At 71.2% G+C, this 26,386-nt stretch carries 14 protein-coding genes and 1 pseudogene; 5 read left to right on the top strand and 10 right to left on the bottom strand.

The features are described from left to right. Window positions 1–18: 18 nt before the first annotated feature. The 3 genes and pseudogenes from OG246_RS42585 to OG246_RS42575 all read left to right on the top strand — a co-directional run. Window positions 19–687 (top strand): annotated as a pseudogene (locus OG246_RS42585) (NADPH-dependent F420 reductase); the annotation flags it as partial. Window positions 688–863: 176 nt separating this feature from the next. Then, window positions 864–1,934, top strand: a complete 1,071-nt coding sequence (locus OG246_RS42580) for a hypothetical protein (protein ID WP_266474848.1) — start codon at window positions 864–866, stop codon at window positions 1,932–1,934. A 40-nt stretch (window positions 1,935–1,974) separates the two neighbouring features. Next, window positions 1,975–7,161: an NB-ARC domain-containing protein gene (locus OG246_RS42575; RefSeq protein WP_266474847.1), complete on the top strand. Its 5,187-nt coding sequence runs from the start codon at window positions 1,975–1,977 to the stop codon at window positions 7,159–7,161. Window positions 7,162–7,210: 49 nt separating this feature from the next. On the opposite strand, the gene OG246_RS42570 is transcribed toward OG246_RS42575, so the two are convergent. Continuing rightward, window positions 7,211–7,768 (bottom strand): glycoside hydrolase family 25 protein, encoded by a 558-nt coding sequence (locus OG246_RS42570; protein ID WP_266474846.1) that lies wholly within the window; start codon window positions 7,766–7,768, stop codon window positions 7,211–7,213. 218 nt (window positions 7,769–7,986) lie between these two features. Between OG246_RS42570 and OG246_RS42565 the strand changes: the two genes are divergently transcribed. Together OG246_RS42565 and OG246_RS42560 are read left to right on the top strand one after the other, a co-directional pair. Next, window positions 7,987–8,439: a hypothetical protein gene (locus OG246_RS42565; protein ID WP_266474845.1), complete on the top strand. Its 453-nt coding sequence runs from the start codon at window positions 7,987–7,989 to the stop codon at window positions 8,437–8,439. A 10-nt stretch (window positions 8,440–8,449) separates the two neighbouring features. Then, window positions 8,450–10,555: a CHAT domain-containing protein gene (locus OG246_RS42560; RefSeq protein WP_266474843.1), complete on the top strand. Its 2,106-nt coding sequence runs from the start codon at window positions 8,450–8,452 to the stop codon at window positions 10,553–10,555. Here OG246_RS42560 and OG246_RS42555 read toward each other — a convergent pair. From OG246_RS42555 to OG246_RS42515, 9 genes are all read right to left on the bottom strand, one after another. Further along, the gene (locus OG246_RS42555) at window positions 10,527–11,015 is read right to left on the bottom strand and encodes a tetratricopeptide repeat protein (RefSeq protein ID WP_266474841.1); all 489 of its coding nucleotides are present in this window, start codon (window positions 11,013–11,015) and stop codon (window positions 10,527–10,529) included. The two genes, OG246_RS42560 and OG246_RS42555, sit on opposite strands and share 29 nt — an antisense overlap. Beyond that, on the bottom strand, window positions 11,012–13,657 hold the full coding sequence (locus OG246_RS42550) for an Hsp70 family protein (RefSeq protein WP_266474840.1): 2,646 nt from the start codon (window positions 13,655–13,657) through the stop codon (window positions 11,012–11,014). Before OG246_RS42550 ends, OG246_RS42555 begins: the two co-directional genes overlap by 4 nt. Then, the gene (locus tag OG246_RS42545) at window positions 13,654–14,151 is read right to left on the bottom strand and encodes a hypothetical protein (protein WP_266474838.1); all 498 of its coding nucleotides are present in this window, start codon (window positions 14,149–14,151) and stop codon (window positions 13,654–13,656) included. Before OG246_RS42545 ends, OG246_RS42550 begins: the two co-directional genes overlap by 4 nt. Before the next feature lie 196 nt (window positions 14,152–14,347). Then, complete coding sequence (locus OG246_RS42540) at window positions 14,348–14,791, bottom strand: hypothetical protein (protein ID WP_266474836.1); 444 nt, start codon at window positions 14,789–14,791, stop codon at window positions 14,348–14,350. A gap of 16 nt (window positions 14,792–14,807) precedes the next feature. Then, the gene (locus OG246_RS42535) at window positions 14,808–19,151 is read right to left on the bottom strand and encodes a hypothetical protein (protein ID WP_266474835.1); all 4,344 of its coding nucleotides are present in this window, start codon (window positions 19,149–19,151) and stop codon (window positions 14,808–14,810) included. A gap of 10 nt (window positions 19,152–19,161) precedes the next feature. Next, the gene (locus OG246_RS42530) at window positions 19,162–20,451 is read right to left on the bottom strand and encodes a serine/threonine-protein kinase (RefSeq protein ID WP_266474834.1); all 1,290 of its coding nucleotides are present in this window, start codon (window positions 20,449–20,451) and stop codon (window positions 19,162–19,164) included. Beyond that, entirely contained in the window at window positions 20,444–23,287 is a 2,844-nt protein-coding gene (locus tag OG246_RS42525; RefSeq protein ID WP_266474832.1) for an AAA family ATPase, read from the bottom strand. Before OG246_RS42525 ends, OG246_RS42530 begins: the two co-directional genes overlap by 8 nt. A gap of 224 nt (window positions 23,288–23,511) precedes the next feature. Further along, the gene (locus OG246_RS42860; RefSeq protein ID WP_323178376.1) at window positions 23,512–24,723 is read right to left on the bottom strand and encodes a transglycosylase family protein; all 1,212 of its coding nucleotides are present in this window, start codon (window positions 24,721–24,723) and stop codon (window positions 23,512–23,514) included. 156 nt (window positions 24,724–24,879) lie between these two features. Then, the gene (locus OG246_RS42515) at window positions 24,880–26,331 is read right to left on the bottom strand and encodes a hypothetical protein (protein WP_266474831.1); all 1,452 of its coding nucleotides are present in this window, start codon (window positions 26,329–26,331) and stop codon (window positions 24,880–24,882) included. Window positions 26,332–26,386: the final 55 nt, after the last annotated feature.

The raw sequence follows: 26,386 nt of genomic DNA, 5'->3' as shown, positions 1-26,386 counted from the left end.
AATCAACCCCAGAGGGTCTGTCTCATGAAGATCGGCATCATCGGCGCGGGCAACATCGGCGGCAACCTCACCCGGCGCCTCACCGCCCTCGGCCACGACGTCTCCGTGGCGAACTCGCGCGGCCCGGAGACCCTCGCCGCCTTGGTCGAGGAGACCGGGGCGACACCCGTCAAGGTCGAGGACGCGGCGCGCGGCGCGGAGGTCGTCGTGGTCACGGTCCCCCTGAAGGCGGTGCCGAATCTGCCGTCCGGGCTGCTCGACGAGGCGGCGGACGGGGCCGTCGTCATCGACACCGGCAACTACTACCCCCAGCGGCGCGACGGCAGGATCGCCGCCATCGAGGACGACGGCCTCACCGAGAGCCGCTGGACGGCGCAGCAGATCGGCCACACCGTCATCAAGGCCTTCAACGGCACCTACGCCCAGGACATCCTGGACCGCCCCCGACCGGAGGGCGCCCCCGACCGCGTCGCCCTCCCGGTCGCCGGCGACGACGAGGCCGCCGAGCGCGTCGTCCGCGCCCTCATCGACGAACTCGGCTTCGACACCGTGGACGCCGGCGGCCTCGACGACTCCTGGCGCCAGCAGCCCGGCACCCCCGTGTACGGCCTCGCGGAGGGCACCGCCGCGGTGACGAAGGCACTCGCGGAGGCGCCTCGGGAGCGCTCGGCAGGCCACCGCGCCTGATTCCTGACTCCGCCTGAGCGCCCGCCGGACATGCGACTCGTTCGCCGCGGGCCGGTGGGGGCTGGTCGCGCCCACGCGGCGGAGCCGCATATGTCACAGCCCCGCGCCCCTGGCCCGAGCCCGGTTCAGTGGCGGAACCCGGGGCGCAGGACGCCCGCGCGTGCCAAAGTGGCGGCGTGGGACAAAAGTTGGGAATCACCGAGCCTGCGCCGGACATCGCGGTTTTCACCGCGCTCCCTGTCGAGAGGCAGGCGCTGCTGGACGCGCTGGGCCCCTCCGTCCGGTACCGCTGGCAGGGACAGGACCTGAACGTCTGCGACGTCGACGGGTCTCGCGTTCTGGTTCTTCCGCCGTCGGGCATGGGAAACGTCGGCATCGCCGCGCTCGCGACGCGGGCCATCGGTGTGTGGAATCCCGCCCAGCTCCTGCTGGTGGGCATCGCCGGAGGTGTCCGCGGGGGCGGTGACGACCTTCGTCTGGGTGACGTGCTGGTCCCGGATCAGGTCGTCGGCTACGAACTCTCGAAGCTGACCGTCGAGGGGCCGAAGCCGCGCTACGAGACCTACCGGCCCGACTACGGGCTCCTGTCGATGGCAGGATCGGTGGAGCCCGCGGAATGGCTCCTTTCCGGGACCGCGCCTGCCGGCGTCGACCCGCTGCCGACGACGAGCAGGGGGCCCAAGGCTCACTTCGGTCCGGTCCTCAGCGGCGAGAAGGTCATCGCGGACGACCACACCGTCGACGGGCTGCGGACGGCGTGGCCCAAGGCCCTGGGGGTCGAGATGGAGAGCCTCGGCGTCGCCCTCGCCGCCTACCGCGGCGGGCCGGGGTTCCTCATGGTGAAGGCGGTCTGCGACTTCGCCGACAGCGAGAAGAACGACGACTGGCACGACTACGCCGCTGCTGCGGCCGCCCGCTTCTCGGTCGCCGTGCTGCGCCGCTACGCGGGGGAGCACGGCGCGACAGCGGGTGCGGAACGTCCACAAGCCGTTCCCCTGGACGCGCCGGACAGCTTTCCCGGTGCGGTGAAGGTGCAGTTCTGTCGAGGGCTCGTGGACGACTGGGAGGAACTCGCCGACTACTTCGGGATCCCGCTCCACACGAAGCGCCGCTTCCAGACCGGCAACGAGCCGCGTGGAGTCTGGGAATGGCTGGAGGTACGGCACAAGCTGCCCCTTCTGCCGCAGGCCCTCCAGGAGGTCCACCCCGACCTCCCGAAATTCTTCGGTCCGGGAGCGCACACATGAGCCGCGTTGGCCGACGCCCCGTCCTTGGCAGGTGAACCAGGTGCCGGAGAATGACGGCGACCTCGGGTGGGCCAAGGTCCAGTTCTGCCGTCGGTTGGGGGAGGACTGGCATGACCTCGCCGATCTGCTGGGAATCCCCTCGTACACCCAGGACGGTTTTCCCCAGGGCGAGAAGGCGAGGCGGATCTGGGCGTGGCTGGAGGACACGGGCCGGCTCGGCGAACTGCCGGAGAAACTGACACGCATCGGGCGCGGGGACCTCGCCGGCCTTCTGCACGGCCACGCCCAGCTACTCACGAACACCCCCTCGCCCAGCCCGTACACGAACGTTCCAGGACTGCCCTCCCACTATGTGGAGCGCACCGATGTGATCACCGCGCTGGAGGCCTCGCTACTCGCCTCCACGCCTGCGTCCGGTGCCCGCATCGTCACTCTCACCGGCATGGCGGGGGTGGGGAAGTCGGTGACCGCGCGTGCTGTCGCCAGGACACCGGGCGTGGTCGGCCACTTCGTCGACGGGGTGGTCTGGCTCGACCTGGGGAAGAAGCCCGACATCCAGACCCGCCAGAACGAGCTCATCGAGGCGCTCGGCGGCAAGGTCGGCGTCTCGGCGGACCAGCAGCAGGCCAACGCCCGCATCAACTACCTGTTGCGCGACAAGTCCCTGCTCCTGGTGCTCGACGACGTATGGACACCGGAGGACCTCAGGGCGTTCGAGATCCATCACCCCACCGTCACCGTCCTGGTGACCACCCGCGACCGCGAACTGCTGCAGACGGATGTCGAGGAACAGACGCTGGACGTCCTGGAGGAGTCGGCGGCGCTCGCCCTCTTCTCGCGGCATCTGGGCGTCGAGGTGCAGGAGTTGACGGCGGATGAGCTCGGCATCGTGCGCGAGTGTGCGGGACTGCCGCTGGCCCTGGCTGTGGCCGGCGGCTTCATCAGGGGGCGGAACCGGTGGCGGGCCCCGAGCCTCCTGGAGCGACTGCGGGACGGCGAGCTGGAGTTCGGCGCACGGTTGCGTGACTATCCGTATCCCAGCCTGCTCAAGGCACTGGACGCCAGCACCAAGGAACTCAGCCCCGACGAACTCGACTGCTACCTGAGCCTCGCGGTGTTCAAGCACGCCGGCACCGTGCCCTGCGCGGCGCTGTCGCAGTTCTGGAGCACGAGGAACCTCAGCGAGTACGAGGTCCAGGACATGCTCGTGCTTCTGGACCGCAGATCGCTGCTCACGCTGGACGCGGACAGCGAACGTGTGACCGTGCACGCCCTCCTGTACGACTACATCGCCCTGAGCATCGAGCCGGCCGACCTGCGCGACAGACACCGCGCCCTGGCGGACAGCTACCTCGGCCTCTGGGGCGGGCTCGACAACAACCTCTCCGGGCTGCGGCCCGCACCGGATCTGGACCAGGGGCAGCGCTACGGCATCGCTCACCTCGTATTCCATCTGAAGGAGGGGGGCCGCGCCGACGAGATGCACCGCCTGCTCGCGCTCGATGCCGCGCGCGGTGCGGCCGATGACGGCGGCGCCAACGTCTGGTACACGGTGCGCAGCACGATGCACCAGGACAAGGGCTACCTCAAGGACGTCCGGGAGGCCTGGGACGCCGCCGCCGAGAGCCGTGCGACGCGTCAGGACGCCGCACAGGGGGAGTCGGCGGCGCTCTGCCTGCAGTACGCGCTCATCACCGCTTCGCTGAGCAGCATCGCCGCCAAATTCTCGCCGTGGCTGCTGTTCCGGCTCGCGAGCACCGGTGCCTGGCCCGTCGACCGGTCCATGCACCAGGCCCTGAGGATCCCCGACGCGACGAGCAGGGCCGAGGCCCTCACCCTCCTGCTGCCGCACCTGGCCGAGGCGGACGTCGACAGCGTGATCACCGAGGTGCTCACCGGGCTTCCGAACATCAACAAGGCCCGGTGGGCCCCGCTGCTCGGCACGCTCGCCGACCGGCTGACTCCCGAACACATCCGGACGGTGCTGGACGCGCTTCCGAAGATCAGACCGTCCGCCAACATCTTCGCCGATGTGGTGCAGGCACTTCTCCCGGCGCTCACCGAGCCGTTGGCGCGGCAAGCCCTCCAGTCCGGCACCTCCGTCCCGTTCGGACCCTACCGAGCCAGGGCACGAGCCGCCCTCGCGCAGTTTCTGCCCGCCGGCGAACGCCGGGCCGTCCTGCTCGACGCCCTGTGCGACACCGCGTACGGAGGGCTTCCGGCAGCGCCGCTCAGAAATGAGGTCAGGGCCAAGATCACCGAAGCACTCCCCGGGAACATGGACGACGAGGAGATCCTCGACGTCCTGCGCCGTCGGTCCCCCGACGTGCGGCCCACCCTGCGGATCGCCCTGGCGTGTGCCGTGCTGCCCCTGCTCGGTGAGGCCAACCACCGGGTTGTACGGGACGACGCACTTGCCCTGGCCACCGACCTGCACATGCCCTTCGAACGCTCCCTGAGCCTGTCGGCGCTCGCCGCCGCGACCGGGGGAGCCGACCGGGACACTCTGGTCGGGACCGCCCGCCAAGCGGCCCTCGAAGTGCCCAAACCGGAGTTCAAGGCCTACGCGTTGGCCGCCGCCGCGATCACCGGCGGCGACTCTGCGGCTTTCCGTGAGGCACTGGAGGCATCGATCGCGTCCGCGCGGCGGGCGGGAGACGTGCAGCCCCGAGCGTTCCGTCTCCTGTGCCCGCACCTTCCGGACGAACTGCTCGACCGGGCGGTCGACGCGGCGTGGTTGGTGAGATACCAGGCGGGAACGGCTGTCTGGGCACTTCTGCACAGGCTCGGGGAGGAGCAGCTCCGTCGGTTCCTGCGTCACGCTCGCAGAGTTCCCTGGGTGACTCCCTCGATTCCGTACCTCTTGCCGCTGGTCTACCCCTTCCTCCCCGCGGCCCTGATGCCCGAGGCGCTGTCGGTCATCGAGTCCAGCGAGTCCTCGGCGGACCGGTGCAAGATGCTCCAGAGGATCGCCCCGCACATGGACGCGGCAACCGCGCAGGCGGCGCTGGAGCTGGTGCGCGAGGCGGAGGACCGGTCCCAGCGCTACCGCGCCGTCGCCGCGCTGGCCGCCCGAGTTCCTCCCGCCGACCGGCACCGGCTGATGGAGGAGACCGTCGCCGACATCCTGGCCGCCGGCACGGAGAAGGAGCTGACGGCGCGGATCGACGCCGTCAGCGAACACCTCGACAAGGACCAGCTGTTGGCGGTCACCGCCCTGAGCGGAACACTCGCCGACGTACACCTGGCCCTGTCCTCGCTCACCACCCTCATGCCGTTCGGGATCGCCGGACGGCGTGCGTCCCTCCTCGCGTCGGCGACCGAGCTGGTGCCTCGAATCAGCAGTCCTGGCCTGCGTATCCGATGCCTCGTGGACCTCTCCTTCGTGCTGCCGCCCACGCAGCGTGACCCTCTGCTGTCCGATGCCCTGACGGCTCTCGAGCAGGTCCGGTCGTCCGGCGAGCGGCTCGCGCTCGTTCTCACCATCGTGTCCGCGACCTCACCCACCACCAGACCGCGGGCGCTGAGTTCCGCGCTGACCGCGCTCGCCTCAGTGGGGGAGCCGCGACTGCGCGCCGAGGCCGCGGCCGCGCTGCTCGCACTCATCCGGCGCACGCCGGGTCCGGAACCGACGGAGACCATCGCGGCCCTGGAGACACACGCCGAGGTGAACGCGACCGCGGCCCCGGACCCGGAGCGCTCCGCCGCGGCGCTGCTCAAGATCACGGGTTCGCCCAAGCGGAAGCTGGCGTTCGCCATGGCGGCGACCGACGAGGAACGCAGGGCCGGGGCGCTGGCCGACGTCGCCGCCGCGCTGTCCCCGGCGCTTGTTCCGGAAGCGGCGGCAGGAGCCCGCCATCTCGAGGACCGCGCGCTGCGGGCGCAGACGCTGCACGCGATGGCCGACAGCGTGCGGGGGCCGCAGCGGAACGCGCTGCTGGCCGAGGCGTACGAGAACCGTCTGTCGCTGCAGGACCGCAGCTCGCACATCCGCGTCGCGGCGAACTTCCTGCCGCTCGCACCCGCCCGTGTACAACTGCCGACCAGCTACTCCCTGCTGCAGAGCGCCGAGGCCCTCGAGGACGCCCTGGGAAAGTGCCGGGCCGTCACCGCCCTCGCGAACGTGGTGCCGCCGCCGTTGACCGGATTCGTCCTGCACACGGCCCGTCGGATCGCCGTCACCTCCATGCGGGTGCACGCGGTCGCCGCGGTCTGCCCGCGGCTGCCGTCCCGGGTGGCGAGCCGCGCCGCCGTCGAGACGGTGACCGCCGCCGCGGAGCGGGAGGACCCCCTGACAGCGGCCCAGGCGCTGGCGAAGCTGTCCTTCGTCCTGGAGGAGGCCGAACGCGGCCGTATCGGCCGCCGGATTCTCGTCGCCGCCCTGGGACTCGAGAGCGACAGGCTCAAGGTGGCGTCCTGCGCCCAACTGGCTGAAGTGGATTCGCCGTCCTTGGCGGAATCGCTGGTCAAGGAAGCCAAGAAGTTCGATCACGCGAGCAGGGCCCTGGTCCTGGCCCGGCTCAGAGGCCAAGTCGGCCCCGCGGAACGGGCGTTCGCCCTGGCGCACGTCAAAGACATCGCCAACCCGAGGGAACGGGCGCTCGCGGTCAGACGCCTGATTCCCGACACGCAGGACATCGACCACGTCCTGGAGATCATCGAAGGGCTCAGCGAACAGCATCACCTTCAGGGCGTACTGCTGGCCGAACTGGCGCCGGGCCGTGCCCCCGCCGTACAGGCCAGGATCATGGATGCGGCGATGCGGATCGTCCGGCCCGGGCCGAGAGTGACCACGGTCATGGCGGTGGCGCCGCTCCTGCACGACGAGGCCGAACTGCTGGAGCTGCAGGGCCGTCTCCTGGTCACCTGCAAGGGCATCAAGAAGCGCGCGGAACGTACCCTCTCACTTGCGGCGCTGGCCGCCCACGCACGACCCGAAGGCCGGGCCGAGCTGCTCGCCGAGGTGCTGGTCGAGTGTCTGACGCTCGACAACGCGCGCAATCGGGCCGACCACGTCGTGCAGGCCGGCCGGACGCTGGCGGACCTGCCGGACGAGGACAGAACCGTGCTGCTGGACAGCGCCCTGCGGAGGGCAACCGACAAGGGCCGCTCGGCAATTGTGTCCTGCCTGCCGCTGCTGGTCCCCTTGATGCTGTCCGAAGGCGGGGACGCCACCGTGCCGCGCAGCGCACGGGCGGTGGCTGACGCGTTCCGGTGGTGGGCCTAGTCCCCGCGGCGGCTCCGGCCGGAACAGGCCACCTCGTCGCGTGGGTCGGTCAGGCGCCCTCGGCCCACGAACGCAGCGCGGCCTTGGTGGCGAAGTCCCCCACGTTCTTGTCCAGGGGCTCGTCCGTGTACTGGTGGAAGCGCCACTTGGCCTTGATTCGGGGCTTGCCCGCCGTGACGTAGTCGGCGATCCACAAGCCGTCCCCGGCGTACGAGGTGGTGTCGACGTTGAGCCAGTAGTTCCGGTTCGTGTAGAGCACGACCCGGTGGTCCGGCCGGAGTTCCTTCACCTTGCGGATGAAGCGGTCCTTCTCCGCGTTGCTCGCATGGGTGCCGTCGCCGGTCGTCTCCCAGTCGACAGCGAGCAAGTCGCCTGCTTTCTCAGGGGCCTTGCCGACGAAGTACTCGGCCTGGGCCGTGATGTTGCCGGGCCACAGGAAGTGGTAGAAGCCGACGACGCATCCGCTGTCGCGGGCCGTCTTCACCTGGGCGGTGAGCTTGGGATTGATGTACGAACGGCCCTCCGTCGCCTTGATGAAGACGAAGGAGACGCCGTCCGTGTCGTAGGCGGACGACTGGTAGGCGCTGACGTCGATGCCTCGCAGCATGAGGGGGGCCTCCGGGCTGTGGGGGAGTGGAGGGGCTGATCTTCAGCCTTCCCCATGGGCGGGCCCTCATCCCTGCTCGCGCCGGTTTGCGGAAGGGCCGGTTCCGCGACGGAACCCCGAGTCGGGTTCGGGCTCCCCGCACGGGACGCATGTGGCCGAAGAACTCCCGTGCAACGACCATGCGCCATAGGGTTGTAGGCAGAAGATGGAGGTCGTACGTGGTGGAGCGGAAGCCCGACGGACGGTTCGCATGCGAACTCGTCATCAACGGGGATGTGCGAGCGGATGCGCCCGCCGCTCTGGGCCGGAAACTGTTCGAGGAGGGGGCGGCCTCGGAGGTTGTCCCGGTCTACGTCGCACAGCCCGCACCCGGACGGCGCGCGGGCGATCTCGTCGAGGTGGCCACCCTCGTGGTGACCTCGGCCGGAACCCTGGTCGCGGTCATCGACACGATCCGGGGCTGGCTGACCGGGCAGCGCAACTCCCCCTCGGAGAGCGCCACTTCAGGAAGCGCATCCTCGGGGAACGGCACGGGCGCGGCGGGCGGAACCGGTGGCGTCACCTCGATCACGGTGATCATGGGGGACGACCGGGTGGAGATCATCCAGCCCTCCACCGCCGCCGAGGAGCGGCTCGTCGAGGCGTTCGTGCGGCGGCACAGCCCGTCATGAGCGAGGCGTCATGATCGAGCCGGCCACGCTGAACGTCCGCGTCACCGCACAGGGCATGACCGCTCGCTACGAATACGACCTGCGGGTCGGCAGCACCGTCGGTGAGAGTCCTCCACTCGAAATGGAGTACACGGTCGAGGTCGACCCGGGGCTGGTGAAGGGCTGCCGCGACCGGATCGACGCGGCCCTGACCAAGGCGGCCGACGCTCAATCGGTCCCGGAACCCGGTCTGGTCAAGGAGTTGGCCAGGTGGGGCAAGCTGCTCTACGACCAGCTGTTCCCTCGGGTGCAGGGCAACGCGGCCGAGCTGGTGACCCGGCTGCACGCGTCGACCGGCCCCGTCCTGGTGCGTACGAACGAGCAGGAGGTCCCGTGGGAACTGCTGCACGACGGCAGGGACTTCCTCGGCCTCAGGCATGACCTCGGGCGCCGGCTGGTGGGCAAACGCCCTGTCGTCGGCGGGCGCAGCATCAGCCGGGTGGGCCGTGCGCTCATCGTGGGCGACACCATCGGCGATCTTCCCTCCGCCCGCGAGGAGGTCGCGAAGGTCGCGGCGTGGCTGGGCGGCCGTGGTATCGAGTGCAAGGTGCTCCTTGGACACGAGGCCACCGTGCTCGACGTCGTCACCGAACTGGCCTCGGACGAGACGCCGTACGACCTCTTCCACTTCTGCGGTCATGTGGCGACCGGCGACGGCACGACCGGGCTGATGATGCACGGCCGTCAACTGCTCGGTGCGGTCGCCCTGCAGACCCTCTCGTCGTGCGGTGCGCCACCGGTGGCCTTCATCAACGGCTGCGCCTCCGCCGGTGGCGGCGAAGTGGCCAGCATGTGCATGTCCTTCATGTCCCTGGGCGCGAAGACGGTCGTCGGCACCCGCACCGAGGTGGCCGACGAGGGCGCCTGGCAGTTCGCCGCCGAGTTCTACGGACGGCTGCTCGCGGGCGAGCCGGCCGGTGCCGGGGTCCGGGCGGCCCGCGCCGCGCTCCGTGAACGGCCGGACGCCGCCTGGGCGTCCTTCATCCTGTACGGCGACCCGGCCGTGGGCATCACCAAGGACGAGACGACGGAGAGCCCCCAACTCCCCGAACCGCACGACGAAGACCCGATGATCGCTCTCGCCCCCGACGCGCGGCAGCTGATGCAGCGGGTGTACGAGTCCGCCGCCGACCGCGGCGGGGTCGCCTCCGTCGATCTGCTGCAAGGGCTGCTCGGCGAGGAGGACATCCGGCAGCGGATCGAGGGCAGCATCGGAGCGGACGCGATGGAAGCCCTCGACCAGGTGATCGACCAGGTCCTGAGGCCCCCCTCGCGTGCGGACGGCGACTCCGCTGCGGACGGCGACTCCGGTACGGACGACGACGGTTCCAGTACCGGTACGGGACTCGGCGGTGTCCTCTCCGACACCGTCAACCGCGTGTTCACGGAAGCGGCCACCCGCGTCGCCGCCGACGGCAGGAGCACCATCACCACGGCCGACATCACCGCGGCCTTCGTCGCCGTGGGCGGCGGCGTCTCCGCCCGGCTGCTGGAACTGTGCGGGGTTCCGCTCGCCCGGCTGCTGCCGGACGAGAGCACCCTAGACCCGAGCTCCCTAGACCCGAGCTCCCTCGATCCGATCACCCCCGGTCAGGACACCTTGGAGGACGACTCACCGGCCCTGCCCCGTGACCCAGCGCCGCTGAACGGCGACGAGCGGCTGCCGATGGACGACTTGAGCCGCAGCGCCGTGGGCATCGTGCGGCTCGCGAACCTGCTGGCCGACGGACGCGGCGAGGTGATCAGCACCTACACGCTCCTGCTCGCCTTCGGCGCGATGGGCAGCGAGGTGCTGCGCCGCGGTATGCACGAGCAGGGGGCGACCGGGGAGCGAGCCTTCCGGCAGCTCTCCGGAATGCTCACCCCCCGGCGCCGTGATCTGTCCCCCCGTGTCCACGACGTACTGGACCAGGCCCGCCGACGCAGCGCCGCCGGGCGTACGTCCTCCGGTCGCGTCGGCGAGGCCGCCATCCTCCTCGCCCTTCTGGAGGACGAGGAGTCGTCGGCGCGTGAGCTGATGCGGAAGCTCGGGATCGACCCCGAACAGCTCATCCAGGCCCTGGGGCGGGCTCACTGACTTCGCCGGGCACGCTGATCCCACTCGGTTCGGCGGGCTCTGCGGACTGTGAGGGCACTGCGGGCAATGCGGGCTCTGAGGACTCCGCGGGCTTTGCGGGCTCCGAGGGTTCTGCGAGCTGCGCCAGCCCCCAAGTCGCCTTCGGGTCGCCCGGTCTGCGGCCAAGCACCTCCGTCCACTGCCGGTGTGCCTCGGAGCGGTCACCGAGCCGCAGGCCGGCCAGGGCCAGCGCGTTGCGCGCCTCGGTGTCGCCGGGGCACCAGTGCACCACCGCGGCGAAACAGTCCCGTGCGGCCGCGAGGCGGCCCTCACGTGCCGCGGCGAGCCCCTGGTTGAACAGGTACGCGGGATAGGTGTGCAGGCGCGCGTAGCCGGACAGCGGCGTACGGCAGCCCGCGCAGACCTCCGCCCCGTACGCGTTCTCCTCGCGGCACAGGACCACCGGGCAGCGGACGCTCATCGCCGCGGCCCGCGGTTGAGTGCCTCGGGGAGCACACCGCCGCCCGGTTCGTTGCGCGAACCGGGCGTGATGATGCTCTTCACCTGGATCAGGCGCTGGCGTTCCTGCGCGGCCTCCTGCTGGACCCGGTTCGGGTCCTGGGCGATGAGGGACTGCAGGCCGGCGAGCCGCTGCCCGATGTCCTCGACGTCCTGCCGGTGCTGGGCCGTGGCGGTGCGGGAGGCCTGGACCAGCCTGCGTACCTCGGCGAGCATCTCCAGGGCGCTCTGCAGCCGGGACGCGGCCACATCGGCCGGGGCGACCGGCTCGTTCTCCTGCTGGTGCCGGTACGCCACCGTCCGGAGGTGGTCGAAGATGTGCTGCAGCTGGGTGATGACCTCCGAGTACGACCGCTGGTCACCGGCGCTCAGGGCCCGCTCGCCCTGCTCCCGCTGGACCTCGACGGCCGCGGCGATCTCCCGTTCGTCGTGCGGGGCTTCGGTCTTTGCGCTGATCGTGGCCACGTACCGGTTGAGCTGGCCGCAGTCCTTCACGAGTTCCTCGAAGTCCGCCCTGGGCGGCTGCAGGGCCCCGTCCTCCGGCTTGCCGACGGAGTCGGCGATCGCCTGCATCTGCTCGAACTCGTGACCTGCGACCGCCTTTTCGCCGCGTGCGAGGGCGTCGGTGAAGGCCGTGTGCGCCATCTCCATCTTGGCCTTCTTCACGCTCTTCTCGCCCGCCGCCAGGAACTCGACGCCCTGCTCGAAGGCGCGCGTCAGGTCGGCGACCTGCTCCTCACTGGGCAGTTCGGCCTCCGGCGGCACCTCGACGAGTGCCTCGAAGGGGTGGTCGCCGATGGAACCGCGCACGGTGATGAGCGAGTGCACGTCCATCTCCACGTCGACGTCGATGACCGTGCCCCTGGGGGTGGAGGACGGCACCGGCACGGTGATGACCTGGATCTGGCGGGCCTGCTGGTACAGCCGGAACTCCACCGTGTCGGTGTCACCGGGGTGGCTGAAGTCGTAGCGCTCCTTGAACGGCAGCGACCGCAGTGCGGGGATCAGCTCCTCGCGCTCCGTACGCCCCTCGCGGGACACCTCCAGCAGGATCGGCTTGGCGTTGATCGCCGCGCGGACCGGGTTGCCCACCGGCTTGGCCCCGGCTTCCCGGTCGTGGACGACCGCGCGTCCGACCGTCGCCAGCAACTCCCCGTCGGCGTCGAGCACTTCGATGGTGAGCAGGCTCTGCGCGTCCGGCTGTACGGGAATGCGGGTGAACGCGAAGCTGCCGCCCGGCTTGAGCTGTGCCTCGTCCTCGTACTCCTCGGTGCTGAGCCGCACCGAGCCGCCGGTGAGATCGAGATCGGGGTCGAGCGCCTCGACCGTGCCGCCGACCACGGTGCGGTCCGCGGCCGTGACCACGGTGCCGCGGAAGCCCACCCGGACCGTCCGCTCCTCGTTCAGGATGTCCAGGCCGCCCACCGCCGAGGCGCGCACGGCGGCGCCCAGCGCGACGACCGTGTCCACCTGCTCGTACACCGGCTCGGTGCACTTGGCCCGGGGGCCGTCGGGGGCGGGGGACCCGGGGGCGGGCGAGCAGAGCCGGCTGCGCACCATCTCCCGGACGAGCGGCAGGTGGGTGGACCCGCCGGCCAGGATGATCTGGTCCACATCGGCCAGCGTGACCCCGGCCTCCCTGGTCGCCTGGTCGAGCGCCTCGTCGCAGTACTGGAAGGTGCGCTCCAGCAGGGGCCGGGCGATCTTCTCCAGCTGGGCGCGCTCCATCACGGTGTCGATGACGACCCGCTGCCCCTCCTTGTCGGTCAGCCCACCGGAGTCGCGGAGCATGAACTCCTCGCTGTTCGACAAGCCCTTCTTCACGGACTCCGCGAGGGACTTCAGCCGCCGGAACCGCAGCCGGTCCTCCGCGTCGTTCTCCAGGTCCAGGTCCATCGCCCAGTCGTCGCCCTGGATCAGCTGCTGGAGGTGGCGGGCGAGCGCTGTGTCGATGTCGTCCCCGCCGAGCATCGTGTTGCCGCTGATGCCGAGCACCCTGAAGTCGGCCGCCTTGCAGCGCACCACGCTCACGTCGAAGGTGCCGCCGCCGAGGTCGTAGACCAGGAAGGTGCCGTCCCGGGTGCCGGTCCGCCAGCAGTAGTAGCTCGCGGCGGCCGTCGGCTCGTGCAGCAGGTCCACCACCCGCAGACCGGCGGCCTCCGCAGCCTTGCGGGTGGCGTCGATCTGCGGCTGGTCGAAGTACGCGGGTACGGTCACGACGGCCCGGTCCACCACCCAGGTCACGTCCGGGGTGTCGAACTCCGCGACGTCCTCCTCGATCTGCCGCTTCATCTCCCGCAGGATCTCGGCCGAGATCTCCACGGGGGTGCGCTCCTCGCCCGCCAGGGTCACCGTCCTGCGGGATCCCATGAGGCGTTTGACGGAGGTGATCGGCTCCGGCTCGCTGCCCACCCTCGCGAACGCCTTACGCCCGACGACCAGTTCGCCGTTGCCCGGGTTGCGCCACACGCAGCTCGGCGTCGTGCGGGCGTTCATGCCGCCCTTGTGGATCACGATGTCGGTGTCGGTCGGATTCATCACCGCCACCGCGCTGTTGGTGGTCCCCAGGTCGATCCCGACGGCCTTGCTCACGTACTGCGTCATGCGTCGTTCTCCGTTCCGGCGCTCAACGGGGCGCCCATGATCACTTGTCCGAGCCGTACGACCGTGCCGCGGTCGAGGACGATCGGCTCCAGGGTCTCCGCCACCACCTCGGCGGTGAACTCGGGCCCGTAGCGCCATCCGGCGATGTCGACCTCGTCCGCGACCGACTCGTAGGGCTTGCCGGTGGGGTCCTGGGTGGTGATGTCCATCGCGTGCAGCGGTTCGAGCACCTGTTTTCTGGCCACGTGCAGACGGCGGCCCAGCGACTTGGCGCCCGAAGCCTCCAGCGGGCCGGCCGCCTCACCCAGCAGACCGTCCAACCGGGCGACGTGGACGGCGAGTTCGGTGAGGATCTTGCGCGCCGCCGCCGACTCCTTCTGCACCCTGTTGCGCTCGCTCTGCAGGTCGGCCCAGTACCGCTGGAGCAGGGCGGCCATCTCACGGCCCGGACTGACGGGGTCCGGCTGCTCGGGCCCGCCAAGACCTTCCGGCAACGGGCGCTCCTCGAACGCGTCCCAGTCGGAGACGGTCGCTGGCTGGACGGGTCCGGCCCCAGCCAGGGCCCCGGCCTCAGCGGAAAGCGAGTCAGCGGCAGCCGGGTCAGCGGAAGTCGAGTCGGCCGTGGTCGAGTCAACAGAAGTCGGGTCAGTCGAGGCCGGTTCAGCCGAAGCCGAGTCGGCGGAAGTGGAATCAGCCGAAGAGGACATCACGTACCTCCAGCGGCGACCGCTCGAGACGCAGCGGCACCGGCGCGTTGTCCAGGGCGGGCCGGATGTCGACGGTGGGCGGAGTCAGCATCCCGTCCAGCAGCCGCCGGGCCACGGCGGCGAGGTCGAAGTCCGTCGCCTGCGGCGCCTCCGCCCGCCCGGCCGCCGCGTCGAACGCGGCGGGAGGGCGCCCGTACTGCCTGGCGAAGTCCTCCCACCGCTCGCCGCGGTAGTCCGCACCCGGCGCCTCAAGGAGTACGTGCAGCTCCCGGGTCTCCGGGAGGCCCATCAACTCGTCCTTGGCCCACTCGGCGAGCTCACCCGCGTCCTGCGCCCCGGTCACGGCGAGTTCCCGGAAGCGCTCTGCCACCTCCTCGTCGCTCGCCGACACGGGAAGTCCGAGGACATGGAAGGGATTGGGCTTCATAGGTCTCCTTTCACGGTCAAGTGCGGTAGCGGTCGTAGAGCGTGCGGGCCGCGTCGGAGGAAGGGTCGAGGCTCATGGCCCGGGTGGCACACGCGAGGGCTTCGGGGCGATTTCCGGTACCGAAGTGACTCAGGCCCTGGTAGACGAGGGCCACCGAGCGGTTCTGGTCGTTGTCGGCCACTTCGTACGCCTGCTTCGCCGCGGCCAACGCGGCCGGATAGCGCGCCGCGTCGATGAGCTGTCTGACCGATGTCAGGGCGTCCTCGAACCTTGTGCGGGCGAGCAGTTGGGGAGCGCTGGCGTTGCCCGGATCCCACTTCAGCGCCGTCTCGTACGCCACGACGGCGGTGCGGTTGTTCTGCGCGACGTACAGTCCCCAGTCCACGAAATGCGCGCCGAGCGCACTGTTGGCCGGGAGATACCCCTGGCCCGGGGTGCAGAGCGGGGCGAGCGCGTCGGCGAACTTGCGCGCTCTGCCGACCACCTTCCGCATTTCCTCGGTCTCGCGCATTTGGTAGAGGCAGGTCTGCAGCCCGTTGTACCAGTCGAGTCCGGTCTGCAGCAGACGGGGCAGTGGAACGCCGAGACCGATCAGCGGTTCCAGCCTGCGGATGCCGGATTCGTAGTCCTTGTCGATCCCCTCGGACAGTCGCGCGATGGCGGCCGGGTCCCTGACCGCCTTCTCGGCGGTCTGGATGACCTCGGCGCACCAGTCGTCGGTGACCGAACCGGCGAGGGCGGAGATCTCGTCCCAGCGCTCCGCGTCGACCGCCACGGTCCACGGGATGCCGTAGCCCCGCAGGAGCTCGCGGACGGCGGACTCGCCCTGACGGGCGGCGTCCAGCACCTTCAGATGCAGCCGGGCGGTGTCCCGCTCGCCCGCCTGGAGGGCCTCGGCACCGAGCTTGCGGTGCATGCCGAACAGCTCCTGGCACACGGTGCCGCGCAGCCGGGTCTCCGCCTCGGGCCCGACGGGCGCCTCGCCGTGCTGCTCCCAGAATCCTTCCGAGGCCAGCAGCAGGGTCCACAGCACGGTCGCACGGGCGAGGTACCGGCCCGCTCGCGCGGTGGGTGCGGGCGCGCCGAGTGCCATCCCCCGGTACAGCAGGGCCAGGGTGTGGTGGAGCCCGACGTCGTATTCCAGGGTGTGCAGGCAGTCCGCCCAGCTCTGTTCGACCCGGCCGGCCGCGTCGGCCCCCAGGGCGCGGTGCAGCCCGGGGTGGGCCTCGACGGCCGCTTCCAGGGCCGCGTAACGGCCGGGGCGCTCCCAGGGGACCTGCTCCTGCTCGGCTTCGGGGAAGAGGTGGCCAAGGAGGCGGTCGATGTGGACGTCGAGTTCCAGGCCGCGTGCGAGCGATTCGGCTCCGCCGCGGGACGGGACGCGTTTCAGCTTGGGGCCCGCCGCCGGTTGCAGGTCGGCGGCCTGGCGCAGCAGCTTCGCGCTCCGCAGCGGATCCTCCGCGTTGCGGGCGGTCACGGCCTTGTAGCAGAGCAGCCGGGCGTACTGCGCGGGGACGGGGCCGGAGTCGCGCTCCTCCGGGTCCGCCTCGTAGTACGCGAGCATCCACTGCTCCTCCGCCAGTTCATACTCCCCGATGGCGGTCGCGCAGCCCGCCAGGATCACCGGGTCGAATCCGGACCCGCCATTGCTGATCAGCCGCTTGACGAGGACGGCCAGCGGGTGGCCCCGGCCGGAACGGGGTTTGGCACCAGCGGACTTGCCCGACTTGCCGCTGCCGCCGGGCTTGCCGTTGGTGGCCGAAAGCAGCGCGGGCAGCAGCTTGTTGATGTCGGTGAGGGCGGCCAGATCGCAGTCGGCGGCGGCTGCGGAGAGCAGGCCCAGGCACCGGTTCGGATCGCTCTCGACGAGCCCCGCCGCATGGATGACCCGGAGCAGGGCGGCCTGCTCCCCGGCCCCGTCGGGCGGGGGCGTCGCGGGCGGACGGCCGTCCAGCACGTCGGCGAGCAGGGCGCACACGGCGCTGTCCGCGGGTGCGGCCCTCAACTGCCGTACGGCGGCGGCCCGGTCGCCCCGCGAGAGGTCACCGGCGGCGGAGGCCAGCGCCAGCACCGGCGGTACGGTGCCCGACGGTCGCGCTGCCTCGACCGGTGGACGTCCGGCGGCCGGCAGGGCCATCGCGGCGGCCGTGATCCGACCGGCCAGCGCCTGCACTTCGGGCGAGGCGTGCCGGTCCGCCAGATCCCGCACCAGCAGGGCGAGGGCGTTCCGGCGGCCGGGGTCCTGACTGAGCATGCCCGCACGGGTGAGCGCGGCGGCCAGCGCGGTCACGGTCGGCGGGTGCGGCTCGTCGGCCTCCTCGACCAGGGCGATCAGCCGCCCGAACAGCCCCAGGCCGGCGGCTTCCGGGTGCTCGGCCAGCAGCGCCAGGCCCAGGACCCATTCCGCCCAGGGGTGTTGCCGTACGGAGGGCGGCGTCCCGTCGTCCGGCGCAGGGGCGGTCCCGTAGGCGACCGTCCGGGCGGCCAGCAGCAGTTCGGCCGCGTCCGGGGGCAGGGCGTCCGGCCCGGCGGCGAGGGCTCTGCCGAGATCCCTGGCCGCCCGCCGCGCGTGGTACGGGGCGTCGTCGGGGTCCAGGGTCGAACCCTCCCCGGCCAGTTGGTGCAGCCAGACCGCGCCCAACACGTATGGCACCTGCGGCAGCTGACGGTCCTTCAACTGCTCCAGCAGGTCCGCGATCGCCTCGTCCGCCCCGCCCCCGGCGGCCTCGGCCCACGCCCTCAGCAGCTCCGCCTTCGCGCCGGTCCGCCCGGCGAGCAGCCGGTGCGCCCTGGCCGGACGGCGCTCCTCCAGGTGGTGCGCCGCCAGCACCAGCGCCGCCCGCTCGTGCCCGAGCGCCAGGGCCGCTTCGAGCAGCCGCCGTCCCTCCTGCGGCTCCTCGCGCAGCGCCAGCAGCCCCGACCACAACAGCCGGTCGGCCCGCGGCAGCCGCCGGTACAGCGGCTCCCTCAGCAGCTCCGCCATGTCCGCCGTCCCCGCCGCCCGGCCGTACGCCTCGCCCAGTGCCGTACGCAACGCCTCCAGCCGCTCCGGTGGGCCACCGCCGCCCACGGGCATCCCGAGCGCGGTCCGGTCCGGGGCGCCGGCCGGTCGGCCGCCTCCGCCCAGCTCGCCGCGGACCTCGGCGATCCGCTCGTAGCCGGGCGGGACGGCCGCTGCCGCGTGCGCCGCGTTGCTGCTGGGCACCGCGTCCGGCTCGGCGTCCAGCAGCAGGCAGGCGAGCGCCCAGTCGTCCGGGCCCTGGGTCATCGCGCCGGTGAGCGCCCGGAGCCCGGCCCGGTCGCCGGACAGCAGCTGCGCCCAGGCGGCGTGGTAACGCCACTGCGGGAGGGAGGAGTCGCCCGACGCCAGGGGTACGAGGAGATCGCGGGCCCGCGTGGCGTCACCGTCCAGCAGATGCAGGCGGCCGAGGGCGTAGGCGAGCCAGGGGCCCGCCTCGCGGGTCAGGTCGAGTGCGACAAGCCGGCCTGCGGACGGGGGAGGTGTGTCGGTGTCGGAGTCGAACCAGGCCAGCACGAGGGCGAGTTCGGCTGTCGCGGCGACGTTGGGGGCGGATTTGTGGGCGGTGGTCAACGCCCACTCCGGGATGTTCGCGGCCCGACCGTCGCGTACGTACGCGAGCAGGAGTCCGAGGAGGGCGGTCTCGTCGCGGGGGTCCGCCGCGCAGGCGGCGAGGAAGCAGTCCCGGGCCGTGTCGAGTTCCGCGGTGACCAGCAACCGGTAGAGCCCGGCCGCGCGGTCGGCCCCCGGCAGCCCGGCCGCCGCCAGCGCGAACGCCTGCCGCAGCTGTGCCGGGTCCGAGGAGAAGTCCACCCGCAGCACATCGGTGGCGAGCTCGACGACCGCCGGGGGCCGCGGACCGGACCGGCCCAGCAGGTCCGCGTAGACCTTGAGGCGGGCGTCGTCACGCTCGCCGGAGCGGGCCAGGTCGTCCGCCAGTGAGGCCCTGGCCTGGTCCTGGACCGACTCCGCCCAGTACAGCCGGGTCAGCAGTTCGTTGGCCTGCCGGCCCTCGCCGCGCCCGGAGCGCGCCGTGGCCAGCGGCCGGACCGCCTGGTCGAGCGGGAGGGCACCGGCCTCCGCGACGAGCCCGCCGATCCTCTCCAGCGCTTCGAAGTCGGGCTCGGTGAGCAACGGCCGGAACGGCTGACCGACGACGGACCGTAAGAACTCGGTCCACATCTCGGCCGCCGCGTCGGGGCGCTTCTCCAGCCGCACGCGGACTTCGCGCAGCCGCTCCAGGGCGCTGTGCGGGTCGGGGTCTTCGAGTGCCGCCTTCCACTGCCTGCGCAGCCGCCCCGAAGGACTGAGGAGGTCGCCGAAGGATGATGGCGGACTCATGCCGCTGTGCTCACCCCCTGTCCCTCTCGCGCCGCAGGAGATCCTCGAAGTGCGTTGCCTGATAGACGTTCCCGGCCCGCCGGTAGGCGTCCGCCGCACGCGACAGCAGGGCGCAGCGTTCCTTCCGGGTCCGCAGCAGGGCGCTGTTGCGCACCAGCTGCCAGGCTTCGGCGAGCCGCCGCGCGGAGTCGGCAGGGTCGCCCTGTGCGTCGAGCAGGCGGGCGAGTTCGTTCAGCAGGGCGAGCCTGACCGCGGGCGGGAGCTTCTCCGAGGGGGAGTCCAGGCAGGTGCGCAGGGTGTGGCACGCGGCGGCCGGATCGCCGTCGGCGGCCTGCTTGCGGGCCTGCTCGAGGGCGCTTTCGCCGGGCGGTGGGCGATGGGCACCGGCCTCGGCCACGGCCAGCGCGTCCAGGAGCTCCGCCGCGCTGCGGAAGCGCCTCGCGGGGTCGAACTCCAGGCAGCGCAGGACGACGGCGTCGGTCTCACGCGTCACGGTGTTGTTGAGCCGTGACGGCGGGGCCACCGCGCGGCCCACCTTCTTCTGCTGGTACAGCCAGTCGCCGTGCAGCGTGTCGGGCATGCCAGGCGGCGGTATGAGGTGCTCGTAGGGGAGCCGGCCGGTCAGCCCCTCGTACATCAGCACCCCGAGCGAGTACAGGTCGGAGGCGGGCACGCTCTGGCCCTGGGAGGTCTCGGGAGCCATGTACGTGAGCGTGCCGGCGACTCCGGGGACGGTTCCGGACTCCAGCAGCCTGGCGGCGAGGCCGAAGTCGATCAGCCGTACGGTCAGGTCCGAGCCCAGCAGGACGTTGTCCGGCTTGAGGTCCCGGTGCAGCAACGGCTGGTCCAGGGCGTGCAGTCCGCGCAGCGCCACACAGATCTGCCGCGCCCAGTTGAACAGCAGCTTGGCGGGGACCGTCTTCAGGGTCGCGAACTGGGCGGCGAGCGTGGTGCCCTGGACGAACTCCATCACCAGGAACGCCCGGCCGCCCGCGTCGTGGGCCAGCCCCCCGTCGTACACATGGACGAGGTGGCGACGTGCCTCGGAATCGGTCATCCCGTCCATCGCCTCGGCCAGCCGCAGGATGTCGGCGAACTTCTCCTGGGCGTCCTCCTCGGTCATCCCCGCGTCCCGGGAGATCTTGCAGGCGACCCGCCGGACGGGGCGGCCGAGGATGCGCTGCTCGCTGAGGAAGACCGCGCCGAAGGCACCGCCGCCGATCCATTTGGTGAGCAGATAGCGGTCGTTGATCACCCGGCCCTCGAACGACCGCAGGTCGGTCCCGGCTCCGTCACTCATGGCCTGGTCCCGCCTCCGCCGCCGGGGTGAAGCGGACGTCCGTCCGTGCTCCCCCGCCGGGTCCGACGGGGCGGAAGTCGAGTTCGATGCGGGCGCACTGCCTGAACTCCTCCTCCCGGCGCTCCTGTTCGAGGAGGATGGGATTCTCGATCAGGTCCGAAAGGATCTTCGCGATGATGCGGCCGCCCTCCTTGCCGCCCGACTTCTCGTTCATCAGATGCCCGCGATCGGCGGCATAGAGGATCAACGATTCGGGGACGATGAGTTCCTTCTCCCGTTTGTCCAGCCAGAACTCGCGCTGCCGGCCGACGAGTTTGCGGCAGATGCCGGTCATCGCGTCCAGGTCCAGCGGGCGGAACACGATGATCCGGCGGATACGCGCCACGAACTCGGGAGTGAAGACAGGGCCGCCCCGCACGTGGTTCCCGATCTGCGGCAATGCTTCCTTCACGCCGGCGACGATCTCCTCGTCGGACCGGCCCTCCCGGGTCATCCGGGAAATGATCTCCTGGCCCGCGTTGCTGGTGAGGATGAAGATCGCCCGGTCGCCATGGGCCTTGACGCCACGCTGGTCGACGATCCAGCCCTCGTCGAAGAGGTTGAGAAAGGGCCGCCAGACCTCGGGGTGCGCCTTCTCCGCCTCGTCGAGCAGGAAGACGCAGTACGGGTCCGCGTTCAGCTCGTTGATGAGACGGCCGCCGCGCTCGAAACCGATGTATCCCGGTGGGGAGCCGATGATGCCCGACACGCTGTGCGGCTCGGAGAAGTTCTCCATGGGGTAGGTCTGCAGGCGCTTGGACGAGGAGTAGAAACTCGCGACGGTCTTCGCCAGTTCCGTCTTGCCCGTGCCGGTCAGCCCGGCGAAGAGCATCACCGAGGCGGGCCCGCTGCTCGCCCCGGCCAGGCCCGACTTGATGCGCCGCAGCTCACTCGCGACCACCTCGACCGCTTCCTGCTGGCCGAAGACCGAGCCGCCCAGCGCCTGTTCGTAGTCGGTCCGCTCACCGCCCGTGCCCGCGATCTGCCCGGCGGGCACGCCCGACACCTCCGCGATGACCCGCACCACGTCCTCGGTGTCCACCACGGCCCGGGTGTCGCCGAGCTGCGTACGGCGGTAGTCCAGGTCCTCGCAGGCCCGGCGGAGCACCTTGACGGCGGCGAGCGGCAGCCGCTGGTTGAGGATGTAGTCCCCGGACATCACCACCGCCCGGTCGACGGCACGGTCCTCCACCTCGGTCCTGAACTCCGCCTCCAGCGCGTCCGCCGCCTGACGGACCATGTCCCGCGCGGAGGCACGGTCCGGCTCGGTCATGTCGATACGGGTGGTGAGTTCCCGCAGGGCGTGGTCGGTGGCCAGCAGATCGTCGTACTCCTGGCCGGACAGCACCCCGATGAGGTGGATCCGGCGCTCCTTCAGCGCGCTGCGCAGGGCCGGTACGTGATCGGTGCCGCCGGGGCCGCGGAGCATGGCCCCGAGCCCGTCCAGGCACACGATGAGATCGGTGCGCCCGGCCACATGGGCGATGATCCTGGCGAGTTTGGCGCCGCTCTCGATTTCCGGTACGTCACGGCAGTCGACGTGCAGCAGGCGCTTGCGGCGCAGGAAGGGCAGCTCTCCGGCCGCCGCGCGCCTGGCCAGTTCGCGCACCAGGGTGGTGGTGCCGACCCCGGTGGGCCCGGTGATCAGCACATGGTTGTCGGTCGTACGGTGCAGGGCCCGGCCCAGCGCGTCGAAGTAGCGCTCCAGATGCCGGGCGGGTGTGATCCCCTGGGTCCGCGCCAGCCAGGTGAGGTCCTCGGCGGGGGGTAATTCCGGCGGTAAGCGGAAGGAGACCTCGCGGGGTCCCGTGGTGCGTGCCTCCCTGACGGCCTGGGCGAGCAGCTCGCGCATGCGGGCGAGGTCCACCCGGAGTGGCTCGGCCTCGAACACCGACGCCAGCCTCGGCGGTGGATCCTCCAGCAAGGCGTCGAGCAGATGCGGTGTGTCGACCAGCTCGGCGCCCCAGACGACGGCTGCCCGCTGGGCCCGCCGGAGCAGGGCGAGCAGTGGCTCGCCCAGACCGTCACGGTGCAGCGGCGGCGCGTCCTTGCCGTGCTGTGACAGCCGGAAGGCGCCGCTGAGCATCTCCGCGACCTTCGCCAGGCCCAGTTGGGGCGGGATCTGGAGCCGGACCAGCCGCTCGGTGAGCCCCTCCGTCTCGCCGAGCAGGGCGAGGAAGCAGTGCGGTGGCAGCAGGCGGTCGTACCCCAGCTCACCCGCGCGCTCCGCCGCCTGCTCCAGAACCGCCCAGGCGTCCGCCGAGAACTCCTCGGAGCGCAGCCGCCCGGTGTCGTCGAGGAGGGCGGGAAGCGGCTCGGTGCTGACGCGCACCTGGTCCCGCAGGGTCCGCGCGGCGGCCGCCGTGTCGAGAATCCGCAGGAACTGCCGGTCACCGGGGTCGGGATGGTCCAGCACGGAGGCGATGAGCAGTTCGAGGCAGACCGGGCGAAGCCGGTCCTCGTCCTGGGCGAACTCCGCGGCAAAGCCGTCGAGGGCGGTCAGCGTCTCCGGTGTGAACCGCTCACGCCGTCCGTCGAAGTCGAAGTCCTGCCCGTCCTGGCTCCCCGGGTTGTACACCGCGATGGTTTCCAGCAGATGCCGCGGCTGGGCGCCTTCGGCGAGCGTGAGCGCGAGGACCGACAGAACCCCCTGGTCGCCGGAGTCGATCGCGGCGTAGAGGATGTCACTCGGCCGAACTGTCCCCGAGCAGCGCTGAGTTGCCGCCGAGAGAATGTCGATCGCTCGTTCGTCCAGAAGTGTGTGCGGAGTGAAGATCCCCTCCGAAAACAGCGACAAAACGACGGCACCCCCGTACCCGTTTCCGGCACACCATGGTCGCGGACAATACCGGAGCCGACGGCGCTTTCCCCATTGCCCTCATAATTTCACAGGGGTACGACAACGCCTGCCGCCAATGGCCACATCGGCGAGATCCACAGGTGCCCGACAGGGCTCGCCCCACGGTCCCGCTCCGCAGCCCGCGGGGCACCGCTGTCGCACGGGTGCCCCGCGGTGACCTGTCAGGCGTTGGTGCCGACGTGCAGGGTGCCGTCGGGCGTGGAAGTGGCGTAAGTGCCGAAGATGGCGCCGTTGTTGTCGACGAGGCTGCTGACGCTCCAGTTGCCGGTGGTGCCCTTGCGGACCCGGTCCCAGACGTCGCCGTTGACGACGGCTTCGACGTGGAGGTCGCCGTTGGGCAGACCGGCGGAGGAGATCTGCGTGACGGCCCCGCCCGCGTCGATCCGACTGCTGCCGCCCCAGGTGCCGTTGGCGGCGCGGGTACGGTCCCACACCTCGCCGTTGACGAGGGCCTGCACATGCAGTGTGCCGTTGGGCAGGGCGCCGGCCGCGACGTCCTTGATGGCGCCGCCTGCGTCGATGCGCGAACTGGCGCTCCAGGTGCCGTTGGTGGCCCGCGTACGGTCCCAGATCTCGCCGTTCACCAGGGCCTGTACGTGCAGGGTGCCGTCGGGCAGTGCGGCCGAGGCGACATCGGTGACCGCTCCGCCTGCGTCGATGCGGGAACTGGCGCTCCAGGTGCCGTTGGTGGCGCGAGTACGGTCCCAGATCTCGCCGTTGACGAGGGCCTGTACGTGCAGGGTGCCGTCGGGCAGTGCGGCCGAGGCGACCTCGGTGACGGCGCCGCCCGCGTCGATCCTGGTGGCGTTGCCCCAGGTGCCGTTGGTGGCACGGGTACGGTCCCAGATCTCGCCGCCGACCAGGGTCTGGACGTGCACCGTGCCGCTCGGCAGCCCGGCCGCCGCGACCTGATTAATGGCCGGATTGTCGTCTATCAGCGTCGCGTTCGTGGCCCAGGGGCCGCCGTCCGGACGGGACCGGTCCCACACGCGGCCCTGCGGGACGGTGACCGGCGGATAGGGATCCGCGTGGTCGCTGCCGAGCCCGGCCTGCGGCCCGCACGCCGGCCAGGCGCCCTCGCCCTGCCCGGCGAGCACCTTCTCGCCGATCAGGATCTGCTCCTTCTTGGTGGCCTGGTTCGGATAGACCGCGTAAGTGCCGCCGCCGTACGCGTTCCAGGTGCTGAGGCTGAACTGCAGCCCGCCGTAGTAGCCGTTGCCGGTGTTGATGCTCCAGTCGCCGCCGCTCTCGCACTCGGCGACCTTGTCCCAGGTCGCGACCGAAGCGGCCTGTGCCGGACTCGGCAGCGCGGTGGTCAGGGCCAGGGCGGCCGCGGACACCAGGAGGGCGGCGGTGAGTCTGCGGATGTACAAGAAGGCCTCCGGGGAGATGAAGGGAAAAAGGGCAGGCGAAACCCCGGTGCCCGGACGGTGCCGGGCACCGGGGTGGTGGTTCGGACGACCTGTGGATGCTTCAAGCCCGCCGTGAATGGCTCAGGCACCTTGCTGCACCCGGGAGTTGACGAACCGTCAGGCGTTGGTGCCGACGTGGAGGGTGCCGTTAGGCGTGGCGGTCGCGTAGGTGCCGAAGATGGCGCCGTTGTTGTCGACCAGGCTGCTGACGCTCCAGTTGCCGGTGGTGCCCTTGCGGACCCGGTCCCAGACGTCGCCGTTGACGACGGCCTCGACGTGGAGGTCGCCGTTGGGCAGACCCGCGGCGGAGAGCTGCTTCACGGCGCCGCCCGCGTCGATCTTCGTGCTGGCGCCCCAGGTGCCGGCCTCGGAGCGCGCGCGGTCCCAGATCTCACCGTTCACCAGCGCCAGCACGTGCAGAGTGCCGTCCGGCCCCGCGGCCGAGGAGAGGTCCGTGATGGCACCCCCCGCGTCGATGCGGGAACTGCCGCCCCAGGTACCGGCGGCGGAGCGGGTGCGGTTCCAGATCTCGCCGTTCACGACCGCCTGCACGTGCAGCGTCCCGTCGGCCAGCGCGCTGGACGCGATGTCCGTGATGGCGCCGCCCGCGTCGATCTTCGTGGAGTTGCTCCAGGTGCCGTTGGTGGCCCGCGTACGGTCCCAGATCTCGCCGTTCACCAGGGCCTGCACATGCAGGGTGCCGTCGGGCAGCGCGGCGGCCGCGACATCGCTGATGTTGCCGTTGGCGTCGATCCTGGCCGAGTTGCCCCAGGTGCCCGAGGCGGACCGGGCACGGTCCCAGATCTCACCGTTGACCAGCGCCTGGACGTGCGTCGTGCCGTTGGGGAGACCGGCCGCGGAGACCGCGTTGACGGCGCCGCCCGCGTCGATCAGGGTGGCCGTGGAGTCCCACGGGCCGCCGTCCGGTCGCGAGCGGTCCCAGACCCGCCCGGCGGGACGGCTCGTCTCACCGACGATGCTCTTCAGCCGCGCGGGCTTGAAGGTCCCGTACCCCGCGAAGTACGGGTAGGGGATCGGGCGGTAGTGGACGCCGGAACTGGTGAACTCGTAGCCCATGTACTGGGTGTGGGAGGAGTCCGTCCACGACGAGAAGATGGCCACATGGCCGCTGTTGCCGGTGTCGTCGTTGAGCAGGACGTCACCCGCGAGCAGGCTGTCCTTGGTGCTCCACTCCGCCACGCCCTCCGGGATGAACGTGTTGGTGGTGAGCGACGAGCCCAGGTTCCAGGCCATCGAGACATAGCCGGAGCAGTCGGTGCGCCAACCCTGGTAGTAGCCGCCCTGGTTGTAGTCCAGGCCTATCCCGACCCACGACTTGGCCCGGCTGATGACCTCGGTACGGGTGATGGCCGGGGAGGCCACGGCCGCGGCCAGCGCGCCGGACGTGCTGCCGGCCGCGGGCGTGACCGGGCCCTGCCCGCTGCTGCCGTGGTCGGAGTCCGCGGTGGCGGAAACGCCTGCCGCGCCGGCGGTCTGGACGGTGCCCAGGAGGCAGGCCGTCACGACGGCCAAGCCGACGGCGGTGAGTCTGCCGCGGGTTTTGAGCATGCTGAAGGACACAGTTCTCCTACGGGTGTCGGTGAACGAAGTGAGGTGAAGTGAC

Origin of the sequence: Streptomyces sp. NBC_00620 (genome assembly GCF_026341825.1) — a bacterium.
GTDB lineage: Bacteria > Actinomycetota > Actinomycetes > Streptomycetales > Streptomycetaceae > Streptomyces.
Note: the sequence above shows the minus strand (reverse complement) of the source record. Positions and strands in the feature narration are given on the sequence as shown.

Excerpts from the sequence above, each read along its gene's own strand:
- OG246_RS42570 (WP_266474846.1), bottom strand. The coding sequence starts at position 7,768 with ATGCTGCGAGGCATCGACGTCAGCGCCTACCAGTCGTCCGCCTACGAC.
- OG246_RS42560 (WP_266474843.1), top strand. The coding sequence starts at position 8,450 with ATGATCGAGCCGGCCACGCTGAACGTCCGCGTCACCGCACAGGGCATG.
- OG246_RS42555 (WP_266474841.1), bottom strand. The coding sequence starts at position 11,015 with ATGAGCGTCCGCTGCCCGGTGGTCCTGTGCCGCGAGGAGAACGCGTAC.
- OG246_RS42550 (WP_266474840.1), bottom strand. The coding sequence starts at position 13,657 with ATGACGCAGTACGTGAGCAAGGCCGTCGGGATCGACCTGGGGACCACC.
- OG246_RS42540 (WP_266474836.1), bottom strand. The coding sequence starts at position 14,791 with ATGAAGCCCAATCCCTTCCATGTCCTCGGACTTCCCGTGTCGGCGAGC.
- OG246_RS42535 (WP_266474835.1), bottom strand. The coding sequence starts at position 19,151 with ATGAGTCCGCCATCATCCTTCGGCGACCTCCTCAGTCCTTCGGGGCGG.
- OG246_RS42530 (WP_266474834.1), bottom strand. The coding sequence starts at position 20,451 with ATGAGTGACGGAGCCGGGACCGACCTGCGGTCGTTCGAGGGCCGGGTG.
- OG246_RS42515 (WP_266474831.1), bottom strand. The coding sequence starts at position 26,331 with ATGCTCAAAACCCGCGGCAGACTCACCGCCGTCGGCTTGGCCGTCGTG.